Origin of the sequence: Pseudomonas sp. MF6394, from assembly GCF_002018845.1 — a bacterium.
GTDB lineage: Bacteria > Pseudomonadota > Gammaproteobacteria > Pseudomonadales > Pseudomonadaceae > Aquipseudomonas > Aquipseudomonas lactis.
In genome coordinates, this window is record NZ_MVOJ01000008.1 from 47,625 (window position 1) to 60,148 (window position 12,524).

The following is a 12,524-nucleotide window of genomic DNA, read 5'->3' on the forward strand; positions in this document are numbered from 1 at the left end:
TGTGGTTCCCTGAACAACTACAAAATTGGAGAACGAACATGGCTGAAGCTAAAGTATTGAGTGGTGCTGGCCTGCGTGGCCAGGTCGCCGGGCAGACTGCACTGTCCACCGTGGGCCAGGCCGGCGCCGGCCTGACCTACCGTGGCTATGACGTGCGCGAACTGGCCGCCGACGCCCAGTTTGAAGAAGTCGCCTACCTGCTGCTGTACGGTGAATTGCCAACCCAGGCAGAACTGGACGCCTACAGCAACAAGCTGAGCAAACTGCGTGACCTGCCCCAAGCCCTGAAAGAAGTGCTCGAACGCATCCCCGCCGACGCCCACCCGATGGACGTGATGCGCACCGGTTGCTCGTTCCTGGGCAATATCGAGCCCGAGAAAGATTTCAGCGTGCAGCGCGATGTCACCGACCGCCTGCTCGCCGCGTTCCCAGCGATCATGTGCTACTGGTATCGCTTCAGCCACGACGGCCAGCGCATCGACTGCGTGACCGACGAACCGAGCATCGGCGGCCACTTCCTGCACCTGCTGCACGGCAAGAAACCAAGCGAGCTGCACGTCAAAGTGATGAACGGGTCGCTGATCCTCTACGCCGAACACGAATTCAACGCTTCGACCTTCACCGCACGGGTGTGTGCATCGACCCTGTCCGACCTGTATTCCTGCGTCACCGCTGCCATCGGCTCCCTGCGCGGCCCGCTGCACGGCGGTGCCAACGAAGCGGCGATGGAAATGATCGAGCGTTTCTCCTCGGCCCAGGAAGCGGTTGAAGGCACCCTTGGCATGTTGGCGCGCAAAGACAAGATCATGGGCTTTGGCCACGCGATCTATAAAGACAGCGACCCGCGCAACGAGGTGATCAAGGGCTGGTCGAAAAAACTCGCTGACGAAGTGGGCGACACCGTGTTGTTCCCGGTCTCCGAAGCCATCGACAAGACCATGTGGGAACAGAAAAAGCTGTTTCCCAACGCCGATTTCTACCATGCCTCGGCGTACCACTTCATGGGCATTCCGACCAAGCTGTTCACGCCGATCTTCGTGTGCTCGCGCCTGACCGGCTGGGCTGCGCATGTGTTCGAGCAGCGCGCCAACAACCGCATCATCCGTCCAAGCGCCGAGTACACCGGCGTTGAGCAGCGCAAGTTCGTGCCAATCGAACGTCGCTGAAAAACTACTATCTCGGGCTGGAAACCCGATCAAAGTGTGGGAGCGGGCTTGCTCGCGAATGCGGTGTAACAGTCGCCGAGTGTGTTGAATGACACGCCGCTTTCGCGAGCAAGCCCGCTCCCACATTTAGGTCTCATTCCAACTCTGGATCCGGCTTCTTTTGCACTTACCGTGACCGAGTCCTGACGATGAACACTGAATTTCGCAAACCGCTCCCCGGCAGCCGCCTGGATTTCTTCGACGCCCGTGCGGCTGTCGAAGCAATCACCCCCGGCGCCTACGCCACCTTGCCTTACACCTCGCGCGTCCTGGCCGAGAACTTGGTGCGCCGTTGTGACCCTGCCACCCTCGACGCGTCCCTGAGCCAACTGATCGAGCGCAAGCGCGACCTCGACTTCCCCTGGTTCCCGGCCCGCGTGGTGTGCCATGACATCCTTGGCCAGACCGCCCTGGTCGACCTCGCCGGCCTGCGTGATGCCATCGCCCAGCAAGGCGGCGACCCGGCGCAGGTCAACCCGGTGGTGCCCACCCAATTGATCGTCGACCACTCCCTGGCCGTCGAGGCCGGTGGCTTTGACCCGCAAGCGTTCGAAAAAAACCGCGCCATTGAAGACCGTCGCAACGAAGACCGTTTCCACTTTATCGAGTGGACCAAAAAGGCCTTCAAGAACGTCGATGTGATCCCGCCGGGCAACGGCATCATGCACCAGATCAACCTGGAGAAAATGTCTCCGGTGATTCAGGTGCGTGACGGTGTGGCCTTCCCGGATACCTGTGTTGGCACCGACAGCCACACGCCCCACGTGGATGCCCTGGGCGTGATCGCCATCGGCGTCGGTGGCCTGGAAGCCGAGAGCGTGATGCTCGGCCGCGCGTCGTGGATGCGCTTGCCGGAAAGCGTGGGCGTGGAACTGACCGGCAAGCTGCAACCGGGCATCACCGCCACTGATATGGTGCTGGCGCTCACCGAGTTCCTGCGTCAGCAGAAAGTTGTTGGCGCCTGGCTGGAGTTCTTCGGCGAAGGGGCTGCGGCACTCACCTTGGGTGACCGAGCGACCATCTCCAACATGGCCCCGGAGTACGGCGCCACCGCCGCGATGTTCTACATCGACGCGCAAACCATCGCTTACCTCAAACTCACCGGCCGCGAAGATGAGCAGGTCGCTCTGGTCGAGCAATACGCACGTCACACCGGCCTGTGGGCCGACGACCTGAAAGGCGCGCGGTACGAGCGCAGCCTGAGCTTTGACCTCTCCAGCGTCGTGCGCAACATGGCCGGCCCGAGCAACCCCCATGCCCGCCTGGCCACCCGCGACCTGGCGTCAAAAGGCATTGCCGGCCAATGGGATGACGTGCCGGGGCAAATGCCCGACGGCGCGGTGATCATCGCTGCCATCACCAGTTGCACCAACACGAGCAACCCGCGCAACGTGATCGCCGCCGGCCTGTTGGCACGCAACGCCAACAAGCTGGGGCTGACCCGCAAGCCGTGGGTCAAGTCGTCCCTGGCGCCAGGCTCGAAAACCGTGGCCATGTACCTGGAAGAAGCGGGACTTGGCCATGAGCTGGAAAAACTCGGTTTTGGCGTGGTGGCCTTTGCCTGCACCACCTGCAACGGCATGTCGGGCGCGCTCGACCCGGTGATCCAGCAAGAGATCATCGACCGCGACCTGTACGCCACCGCAGTGTTGTCGGGTAACCGCAACTTTGACGGGCGCATTCACCCCTACGCCAAGCAAGCCTTCCTGGCGTCGCCTCCGCTGGTGGTGGCCTATGCGATTGCCGGCACCATCCGTTTCGACATCGAGAAGGACGTGCTCGGCCTGGACGCCGACGGCAAGGAAATCCGCCTGCAGGACATCTGGCCGAGCGATGAAGAGATCGACGCGGTGGTCAAGGCTTCGGTAAAACCCGAGCAATTCCGTGCGGTGTATATCCCGATGTTCGCCATCCACGAAGACGCCGGGCCCAAGGTCACGCCGCTGTACGACTGGCGCCCACAAAGCACCTATATCCGCCGCCCGCCGTACTGGGAAGGCGCGCTGGCCGGAGCACGACCGCTCAAGGGCATGCGTCCGCTGGCGGTGCTGCCGGACAACATCACCACCGACCACTTGTCGCCGTCCAACGCGATCATGCTCGACAGCGCCGCCGGTGAATACCTGGCGAAAATGGGCTTGCCCGAGGTCGACTTCAACTCCTACGCCACCCACAGGGGCGACCATTTGACGGCGCAGCGCGCCACCTTCGCCAACCCGAAACTGTTCAACGAAATGGTGCAGGAAAACGGCAAGGTCAAGCAGGGCTCTCTTGCGCGTATCGAGCCGGAAGGCAAAGTCACGCGGATGTGGGAAGCCATCGAGACTTACATGGAGCGCAAGCAACCGCTGATCATCATCGCCGGCGCCGACTATGGCCAGGGCTCGTCCCGTGACTGGGCGGCCAAGGGCGTACGCCTGGCCGGTGTGGAAGCGATTGCCGCCGAAGGCTTCGAGCGCATCCACCGCACCAACTTGGTGGGCATGGGCGTGCTGCCCCTGGAATTCCTGCCAGGCACCGACCGCCACACCCTCAAGATCGACGGCAGTGAAACCTATGATGTGGTCGGCGAGCGCACCCCGCGTGCGCAACTGACTCTGGTGATCAACCGCAAGAATGGCGAACGTGTCGAGGTGCCGGTGACGTGTCGCCTGGACACCGCTGAAGAAGTGTCGATCTACGAGGCGGGTGGCGTGTTGCAACGTTTCGCCCAGGACTTCCTGGAATCAAAGGCGACCGCCTGAAGAGGATAACCATGGCACACGTAGCGCAAATCAGAATCCCCGCCACGTACATGCGTGGCGGCACCAGCAAGGGCGTGTTCTTCAGCCTACAGGACCTGCCCACAGCGGCGCAGGTACCAGGCCCTGCACGCGACGCCTTGTTGCTGAGGGTGATTGGCAGCCCCGACCCCTATGACAAGCAGATCGACGGCATGGGTGGGGCCACCTCGAGCACCAGCAAGACCGTGATCCTGGCCAAAAGCAGCCGCGCCGATCACGACGTGGATTACCTGTTCGGCCAGGTCTCCATCGACAAGCCATTTGTCGATTGGAGTGGCAACTGCGGCAACCTGTCGGCGGCGGTGGGCTCGTTCGCCATCAGCGCCGGCCTGGTCGATGCGGCCCGCGTACCCCATAACGGCGTGGCCGTGGTGCGGGTGTGGCAGGCCAACATCGGCAAGACCATCATTGCCCACGTGCCGATCACTGACGGCGCGGTGCAGGAAACCGGCGACTTTGAACTGGACGGCGTGACCTTCCCGGCCGCCGAAGTGCAGCTGGAGTTCATGGACCCGGCGGCGGAAGAAGAGGGCGGTGGTGGCTCGATGTTCCCCACCGGCAACCTCGTCGACGACCTGGAGGTGCCCGGCGTCGGTACCTTCAAGGCCACGTTGATCAACGCCGGTATCCCGACGATTTTCATCAATGCCCAAGACCTGGCCTACACCGGTACCGAGCTGCAAGGCGCGATCAACAGCGACCCCAAGGCCTTGGCGATGTTCGAGACTGTGCGGGCGTATGGCGCGTTGCGCATGGGCTTGATCAAACACCTGGACGAAGCCGCCCAGCGCCAGCACACGCCCAAGGTGGCGTTCGTGGCCAAGCCTGCCGATTACGTGGCCTCCAGTGGCAAGGCGATCAAGGCCAGCGATGTGGACCTGCTGGTGCGTGCCTTGTCCATGGGCAAACTGCACCACGCGATGATGGGCACCGCGGCGGTGGCGATTGGCACCGCCGCGGCGATTTCCGGCACCTTGGTCAACCTCGCGGCAGGCGGCGTGGAACGCAATGCCGTGCGCTTCGGGCACCCGTCCGGCACCTTGCGCGTCGGCGCCGAGGCCAGCCAGGTGGACGGTGAATGGGTGGTGAAAAAAGCCATCATGAGCCGCAGTGCGCGGGTGTTGATGGAAGGCTACGTGCGCATCCCCGGCGACGCCTTCTAAAGGTCTACACAGCGCCCCTGTGGGAGCGGGCTTGCCCGCGATGACGGAGTATCAGTCGACATTTTTATCAACTGAAAAATCGTAATCGCGGGCAAGCCCGCTCCCACAAGGGATCTTTGTTCCAAGGCAGGCAACCAGACCCGCCCTGATGATTAACCGTGAGCTTGAGGAATAAACCCACCTTTAGGAGAACTGCCATGAGCGCCAACGTCGACCAGAACAACCGCCCCGACTACGACCCGGTGTTGCAGGACATCGCCGACTACGTCCTCAACTACCGCATCGACTCCCAGGACGCCCTGGATACCGCCCGCAACTGCCTGATGGACACCCTCGGCTGTGGCCTGCTGGCCCTGCGCTTCCCCGAATGCACCAAGCACCTGGGGCCGATGGTGGAGGGCACCGTGGTGCCGTTCGGCGCACGGGTGCCGGGCACTTCGTATCGCCTGGACCCGGTCAAGGCCGCTTGGGACATCGGTTGCATCGTGCGCTGGCTCGACTACAACGACACCTGGCTCGCCGCTGAATGGGGCCACCCTTCGGACAACCTTGGCGGCATCCTCGCCGTGGCCGATCACCTGTCGCAAAAGCGCCTGGCCAATGGCGACGCGCCGCTCACTGTGCGTGCGGTGCTGGAAGCGATGATCATGGCCCACGAAATCCAAGGTGTGATTGCCCTGGAAAACTCCTTCAACCGCGTAGGCCTCGACCATGTGTTGCTGGTGAAAGTCGCTACCACGGCGGTCACCGCCAAGCTGATGGGGGCCAACCGCGAGCAACTGCTATCGGCGTTGTCCCACGCGTTTGTCGATGGCCAGGCGTTGCGCACCTATCGGCATGCGCCGAATGCCGGCTCGCGCAAATCCTGGGCGGCAGGCGATGCATCGAGCCGCGGCGTGCGCCTGGCAGACATCGCCTTGCGTGGTGAAATGGGCATCCCCGGCGTGCTGAGTGCGCCGCAATGGGGCTTCTACGACGTGCTGTTCAGCCACACCAACAAGGACCTGGCGCTCAAGCCCGAGGACAAGCGCGCCTTCAGCCTGCCCCAACCCTACGGCACCTACGTGATGGAAAACGTGCTGTTCAAGATCAGCTTCCCGGCTGAGTTCCACGCGCAAACCGCCTGTGAAGCGGCAGTCGCCCTGCACCCGCAGGTCAAGCATCGCCTGCATGAAATCGAGCGCATTGTGATCACTACCCACGAGTCGGCGATTCGCATTATTTCCAAGGTCGGCCCATTGGCCAACGCCGCTGATCGCGACCACTGTCTGCAGTACATGACCGCCGTGCCCTTGGCGTTCGGCAACCTGGTGGCCGAGCAGTATGAAGACGATTTCCACGCGGCCCACCCGATCATCGATGAGCTGCGCGACAAGATGGTCATCGTCGAAGACCCGCGCTACAGCCGCGAATACCTGGAGGCCGACAAACGCTCGATTGCCAACGCGGTGCAGGTGTTTTTCACGGACGGCACCTGCACCGAGCAGGTAGCGGTGGAGTACCCGATTGGCCATCGTCGCCGTCGGGTGGATGGCATTCCACTGCTGGAAGACAAGTTCAAGGCCAACCTGGCCACGCGGTTTACCGCGCAACGCAGCGCGCAGATTTTTGCGTTGTGCAAGGATCAGGCACGGCTTGAGGCGACGCCTGTGAACCGTTTCATGGACCTGCTCACCATCTGAAAAACAACACGGTCACTGTGGGACCTGGTTTGCCCTAACACCTGTAGGAGCGAGCTTGCTCGCGACAAACCCATAGGCGCCGCGCTTATTCAGGAAGCACGCGTTGTCGTTGACGTTTTTCGCGAGCAAGCTCGCTCCTACAAAGGCAATGACGCAGGTTCGAACCGCAGTATCACCCGGCGGTTATGCTTGCTCTTCTTCTCGATCTTCTCGCAGAACACCCGGCCGATTTCCTCGGTGTTGAGCACGTGGGTACCGCCGCAGGGCTGGATATCGATGCCGGGGATTTCTATCACTCGCACCGAGCCCGAGACCACCGGCGGCGCAACCGCCTGGGTGCGGGTGATCTGCAGCAGCGTCGCGTACTCGGTGGCGGGCATCGACAGGGTCTTGACCGCGTGGGCCTGCTCGATCAGGGCGTTGAGGTCGTGGGTGAGGCGGTCTTTGTCCAAGGTCATTTCCGGCAGGTCGAAATCCAGGCGGCCTTTATCTGCGCTGATGCTGCAACCGGTCACGGGCGCGTCGATCAGCGAACACAGCAAGTGCAGGCAGGTGTGCATCTTCATGTGCTGGTAGCGCCGTTCCCAATCCAGCCCGGCGTCAACCTGGACGCCAGCGGCCAACTGTTCGGGGCAGTGGTCCACCTGATGCCAGATGATCGAGCGCAACACCGGGTCGCGCACCGTGCCGGTCACTTGCACCCGTGTGCCGTCGGCCAGGGTGAGGTGGCCGGTATCGCCCGGTTGCCCGCCGCCGGTGGGGTAGAACAGGGTGTGCTCCAGGGCGATACCCTGTTCGCTGACGGCAATCACCCGGGCGCTGAAGGCGTTCTGGTAGGGCGCGCTGTCGAACAGCGCCAGGGTTTCCATGGTATGCACGGACATGTTCAACCTCCGACGATCAATGGGGTGGCTTGCAAGAGGTGGCGCACCAGTGCGCTCAAGCCAGGGGGAGAGAGCAGGGTGATTTCAAATTCCGGCCCGCACACCTTCAGGTTCAGCGGCAGGCGAGGCAGTTGTTCATCGTTGTCGAGGCGACGCAGACGAAACTGCAGGTGGTGCCGCTCTTTCACCGTGGGTTCGAGCATCAGCCCTTGCAGCGGATGAAAGTCGGCGTCCAGCACGGTGACCTTGTGGCCGACACTCACTTCGCCCACCACGTGCAAGCGCTCATCCAGGGCAAAGGCGCCGAGGTAGTTGCTGTGGTCCGATTCATCGTTTTTTTGCAGTTGGATCTGGTTGACCACCTTGACCTTGGTGCCTGCCGGCACGTCCTGGGTAATCACGCAGGAGGGGCTGATAAACACGTTGTCGCCGATCGAAACATAGCCCAGCACCCGGGCGCCGGCGCCGACTTCGACGTTGTTGCCCAGGCGCGGGTGGCGCTTGCCGTCCGGGTTGTTGGCGATACCCCGCGCGCCCAGGGTTACGCCGCAGAGGATGTAGCAGTCGTTGCCGATCACGCAGGTTTCGCCGATGACCGTGCCGTAGCCATGGTCCAGCACAAAGCGCCGGCCAATGCGCGCTGCCGGGTGAATCTCGGCGCCGGAGAGGATCTTGCCCTGGTTGCTGAGCTTGAGGGCGATGCGCGAAAAGTCGCCGTTGTCAGCGGCCTGGAAATGCCACACCAGGTGCGCAAGGCGGTAGAACAGTACGGCCTTGAACGAGGCGTAGGATTCCAGGATCAACTCACCGCGCCCACGGGACGCCGGGTCCCGATAGGCATAGGCGATCAGGTCTTCGGCCACTGCCTGGGCGGCGTTCTGGATCAACGGCGCCAGGTGCGGTTCCAGCTGCTTCATCTGCCCGGGCGTCAGGGTGGTGATGAGGTGGGTCAGCAACTCATCGTGCAGCTGTTGCATGTCGATAAAGCCCCCCATGGAGACACCCCCGTATGTTGAATGGTTAAAAGCCCGGTTATTCGAAGCTGGGCAGGTAGCTGTCGGCATTGTCGTAGACCATGGTCAACACCACCGTTTCGGGCGGCAGTTCGGGGGCAAGTTGGGCGATGGCGACCATGTTGGCGGCCGAAGACAGCCCCAGGCTGATGGCATCGGTGCGCATGATGCGTTTGATCATGTCCAGGCAATCGGCGTGCGACACCTTGAGCATGCCGTCGATCACATCCAGGTTGAGGATGCTGGGGATCAAGCCAATCGACAGGCCCTGAATCGCGTGCGGCGCGTGCCGGTCTTTGAGCAGGTCGCATTCCTCCGGTTCTACGCCCATCACCCGCAGCGCCGGCCAGGCGGCCTTGAGGGTTTCGCCGATACCGGTGATATGGCCCCCGGTGCCTATGCCGCTGACGAAGTAGTCCACGCGCTGTTCGCCGAAGGCGCGCAGGATTTCCGGGGCGGTGGTGTCGCGGTGGGTTTGGGGGTTGGCGCCGTTGCGTTGCTGGTTGAGCATCACGTAGTTGGGGTTCTCCAACTGCAGCTCCATGCACTTTTCACCGTGGGAGTTATTGCCCAGGCGACTGTCGGACAGCACGACCCGGGCGCCGTACAGGCGCAGCAGTTTCTGTTTTTCCGGGCTGTAGTTGTCAGGGATCACCAGCACCACTTTGTAGCCCAGCACATTGCCGGCCATCACCAGACCAATGCCGGTGTTGCCGCCACTGGGTTCGATGATGGTCTGCCCGGAATCACGGATCAGCACACCGCGGCGCTCGGCATCCAGGATCATGCCCAAGGCGATGCGCGCCTTGTGGCTGCCGCCGGGGTTGAGGGACTCCAGCTTGGCGTAGACCTCGATGCCGAGGTCTTCCGAAAACTGGGCCAGACGCACGATCGGCGTTTGGCCGATGACGTCGAGGATGGAGTTATGCAGCATCAGTACGCCCCCACCCTTAGTACAACGGCATGTCAGGTTCGACGTCGCGAACCCAGTGTTTCATGCCGCCCTGCAAGACTTTGGTATTGGCAAAGCCGGCTGCCAACAGGGTGCTGGCGGCTTGCTCGGCGCGAGTGCCTGCGTAGCAGATCAGGTAGTGGGTATTGTCGCGGCTCAGGCTGGCGAGTTGCCCATCCAGTTCTGCCAGCGGGATATGCACCACGCCGGGTAATTTGCACACTTCCAGTTCGCTGGCGTCACGCACGTCCAGCAATACATCGGCGCTGCTGGGGTGTTCGAGCACTTGCTTGAGCACCTGGGGCTTGATGTAGCGTTCTGCGGCCAGGGAGGGCTGGTTCGGTACGGCATCGGCGCAGGTGGCCGGCGCGACGGTTTCGCTGTGGCGCAGGTCTGAACAGCAGGGGCAGTCGGTGCGGCGCTTGAAGCGGATCTCGCTGAACTTCATCGCCAGTGCGTCGAAGCGCATCAAGCGGCCGGACAAAGGTTCGCCAATGCCGATCAGCAATTTGATCGCCTCGGTGGCCTGGATCATGCCGACCACGCCCGGTAGCACACCGATCACCCCGCCCGCGCTGCAATTGGGCGCCAGCTCAGCGGGCGGGGCCTTGGGGAACAGGCAGCGATAGCACGGCCCACCTTTATAGTTGAGCACGCTGATTTGCCCGTCGAAACGGTAGATGGCGCCGTACACCAAAGGTTTGCCCAACTGCACACAGGCGTCGTTGACCAAGTAGCGGGTGTCGAAATTGTCGGTGCCGTCGATCACCAGGTCATAGGCGCCCACCAGTTCCAGGGCGTTGTCAGTGTCAAGCGCGGTGTTGTGCGCGTTGATCTGGATATAGGGGTTGAGGTCCAGCAGGCGTTGCTTGGCGGACTCGACCTTGGGCATGCCCAGGGTGCTGTTGCCATGCACAATCTGGCGTTGCAGGTTGCTGCTTTCCACCACGTCAAAGTCCACCAGGCCCAGGGTGCCGATGCCGGCCGCCGCCAGGTACAGGCTGATGGGCGAGCCCAGGCCGCCGGTACCGATGACCAGCACCTTGGCTTTCTTCAGGTTCAATTGGCCCTCGCGGCCGACGCCCGGCAGGGTGATGTGGCGCACGTAGCGCTGTACTTCTTCGTTGCTCAGTGTGTCGATGTCCATGCCGCCGGAGGTGGCGAGCAATACTTCGATCCGGGCTTTTGCTGGCAGCGGTTCATCGGCGTCGATCAACTCCTCCTCGGCGGTAAACAGGAAGTGTTCCTTGAGCTGGTCGTTCTTTTCATGGAACAGGTGCTGACGCAATTGGGGGTGATCGGTGCAGAGATTTTCAATGACTTCGCGCAATGTCGATCCGGCGCCCTCAAGGGTCGATTCCGGCAGCTTGGCCACGCGAACCAGAATGTCGGGGAAAGAGACAGCGTTCATGGACAACTCCGTGTGCAGGTCGTTGAAAGGTTGAAGGGAGAAATGCTTGCCATCCCAGGCAAACAGCTTGGAGCCCAGGGCCTGGCCCTGACGAACATCCACCACCAGGTAACTGACGGGGAAGATCGGCTCGCCCAGGAACAGCGCCTTGTCCTGGTCTTCGTCACTGAAATAGGCGCCCACATCCGGGTGTGAGTGGTAGATCACCACCACCGGGTTGTCGCTGCGAAACGCCTTGTTCATCAGCAGGGTGTCGGCCACCGAAAAGGTGTAGCCGTTGGCCGCGCTGCGTGGGTACATCTGGGGGTTCTTGCGGTGCAGCTCATTCTGGATATTGCTGCCCAGGTACACGCTGCCGTCGGCGAAGACAAAACCACAGCACTCCTCGGGGTAGCTGCGGCTGGCGTGGGCGTAGATCTGTTCCAGGGCGGTGGGGCGGAGGACGTCCATGTTTCTCTCGCGTTGGTTGAGGGTCACTTTTTCTTGGCCATGAGTTTTTCAATCGGCAATTTGGTGATCGCAAAGCCGGCCAGCAGGATTGCCGAGTACAGCATCAGGTCGCGGGAAATTTCCACGCCTTCGTACCAGGCACCGATGATGACCGCGAACACCGGGAAGATGATGAAGACGAACGACAGGATGATCGGGCTCAGGCGCTTGAGCAGCATGAAATACACAATGAACCCGCCCACCGAGGCCACCAGGCCCAGGTAGAACAGCGCGCTCCAGGAACGCAGGGTGATGGCGTCGAACGTCGGCGTTTCAAACCACAGGCCGGCCAGGAACAGCATCAGCCCGGCAATGCCGATGGGCAGGGTGTTGTAAGTGATGACGCTGATGGCGCTGCCTTTTTGCTTGGTAATGACATAGCACAAGGCGTGCATGATCGCGGCGCTCAGAATGGCCAGCACCCCGAGGAACTCGGCGTGGTCCAGGTGCAGGCCCTGGCTCTTGATGATCATGTAGAGGCTGCCGAAACCGATGCCGATGCCGACCACCTGAGAAAAATAGATGCGCTCGCGCAGGAACAGCGCGGAGAAGATCAGGATGAACACCGGCATGCAGCTGAACAGCAGGGCGGTGAGGCCCGACGACACATGCATTTCGCCGTAGTTGAGCAAATAGTAGGGAACGCTGAAGTAGGACAGGGTCACGAATACGAAGAACCAGCGGCTTTCCCGGGGAAACAGGATCGGCTCACGGCGCACCATGGCAAAACACAGGAACAGCGGAAACGCGATGAGAAAGCGCAGGCCGGCGGATGTCAGCGGCGGCACGCTCTCGACGGCAATCTTGATGCCCAGCCAGGTGGTGCCCCAACTCAGGCACACGATCAGGAACATCACGCTGGTCACCAGCCCGGCGAGCCACTGTTTTTGCGTTTTTGTTTTTGCAGTGTTTTCGAGAACGGCGGACATTGGCATCGTTTAT

Annotated in this window: 9 protein-coding genes; 4 read left to right on the top strand and 5 right to left on the bottom strand. The window is 62.0% G+C overall.

The features are described from left to right. Window positions 1-38 precede the first annotated feature (38 nt). The 4 genes from prpC (at window position 39) to prpD (ending at window position 6,833) form a co-directional block, all read left to right on the top strand. A complete protein-coding gene (prpC, locus tag MF6394_RS10805; protein WP_078466664.1) occupies window positions 39-1,166 on the top strand; it encodes a bifunctional 2-methylcitrate synthase/citrate synthase in 1,128 nt (375 codons plus the stop codon). A gap of 188 nt (window positions 1,167-1,354) precedes the next feature. Continuing rightward, on the top strand, window positions 1,355-3,949 hold the full coding sequence (gene acnD, locus MF6394_RS10810) for a Fe/S-dependent 2-methylisocitrate dehydratase AcnD (RefSeq protein ID WP_078466665.1): 2,595 nt from the start codon (window positions 1,355-1,357) through the stop codon (window positions 3,947-3,949). Between the two features lie 11 nt (window positions 3,950-3,960). After that, the gene (prpF, locus tag MF6394_RS10815; RefSeq protein WP_078466666.1) at window positions 3,961-5,151 is read left to right on the top strand and encodes a 2-methylaconitate cis-trans isomerase PrpF; all 1,191 of its coding nucleotides are present in this window, start codon (window positions 3,961-3,963) and stop codon (window positions 5,149-5,151) included. 197 nt (window positions 5,152-5,348) lie between these two features. Next, the gene (gene prpD, locus MF6394_RS10820; protein WP_078466667.1) at window positions 5,349-6,833 is read left to right on the top strand and encodes a 2-methylcitrate dehydratase; all 1,485 of its coding nucleotides are present in this window, start codon (window positions 5,349-5,351) and stop codon (window positions 6,831-6,833) included. Between the two features lie 137 nt (window positions 6,834-6,970). On the opposite strand, the gene MF6394_RS10825 is transcribed toward prpD, so the two are convergent. From MF6394_RS10825 to MF6394_RS10845, 5 genes are read right to left on the bottom strand one after another with little or no spacing between them, the layout of a single operon-like run. Next, complete coding sequence (locus tag MF6394_RS10825; RefSeq protein ID WP_032895793.1) at window positions 6,971-7,717, bottom strand: alanyl-tRNA editing protein; 747 nt, start codon at window positions 7,715-7,717, stop codon at window positions 6,971-6,973. A gap of 2 nt (window positions 7,718-7,719) precedes the next feature. Beyond that, complete coding sequence (locus MF6394_RS10830; RefSeq protein ID WP_044275112.1) at window positions 7,720-8,712, bottom strand: serine O-acetyltransferase; 993 nt, start codon at window positions 8,710-8,712, stop codon at window positions 7,720-7,722. A 37-nt stretch (window positions 8,713-8,749) separates the two neighbouring features. Next, entirely contained in the window at window positions 8,750-9,664 is a 915-nt protein-coding gene (locus tag MF6394_RS10835; protein WP_047711572.1) for a PLP-dependent cysteine synthase family protein, read from the bottom strand. A gap of 16 nt (window positions 9,665-9,680) precedes the next feature. Next, complete coding sequence (gene moeB, locus MF6394_RS10840; RefSeq protein WP_078466668.1) at window positions 9,681-11,543, bottom strand: molybdopterin-synthase adenylyltransferase MoeB; 1,863 nt, start codon at window positions 11,541-11,543, stop codon at window positions 9,681-9,683. 23 nt (window positions 11,544-11,566) lie between these two features. Continuing rightward, window positions 11,567-12,511 carry a DMT family transporter gene (locus tag MF6394_RS10845; protein WP_032897827.1) on the bottom strand — a complete coding sequence of 315 codons (945 nt, stop codon included), beginning with the start codon at window positions 12,509-12,511 and terminating at the stop codon, window positions 11,567-11,569. Window positions 12,512-12,524 lie beyond the last annotated feature (13 nt).

Bases quoted from the DNA above. Each gene is read 5' to 3' on its own strand.
- prpC (WP_078466664.1), top strand. From the start codon at position 39: ATGGCTGAAGCTAAAGTATTGAGTGGTGCTGGCCTGCGTGGCCAGGTC.
- acnD (WP_078466665.1), top strand. From the start codon at position 1,355: ATGAACACTGAATTTCGCAAACCGCTCCCCGGCAGCCGCCTGGATTTC.
- prpF (WP_078466666.1), top strand. From the start codon at position 3,961: ATGGCACACGTAGCGCAAATCAGAATCCCCGCCACGTACATGCGTGGC.
- prpD (WP_078466667.1), top strand. From the start codon at position 5,349: ATGAGCGCCAACGTCGACCAGAACAACCGCCCCGACTACGACCCGGTG.
- MF6394_RS10825 (WP_032895793.1), bottom strand. From the start codon at position 7,717: ATGTCCGTGCATACCATGGAAACCCTGGCGCTGTTCGACAGCGCGCCC.
- MF6394_RS10830 (WP_044275112.1), bottom strand. From the start codon at position 8,712: ATGGGGGGCTTTATCGACATGCAACAGCTGCACGATGAGTTGCTGACC.
- MF6394_RS10835 (WP_047711572.1), bottom strand. From the start codon at position 9,664: ATGCTGCATAACTCCATCCTCGACGTCATCGGCCAAACGCCGATCGTG.
- moeB (WP_078466668.1), bottom strand. From the start codon at position 11,543: ATGGACGTCCTCCGCCCCACCGCCCTGGAACAGATCTACGCCCACGCC.
- MF6394_RS10845 (WP_032897827.1), bottom strand. From the start codon at position 12,511: ATGTCCGCCGTTCTCGAAAACACTGCAAAAACAAAAACGCAAAAACAG.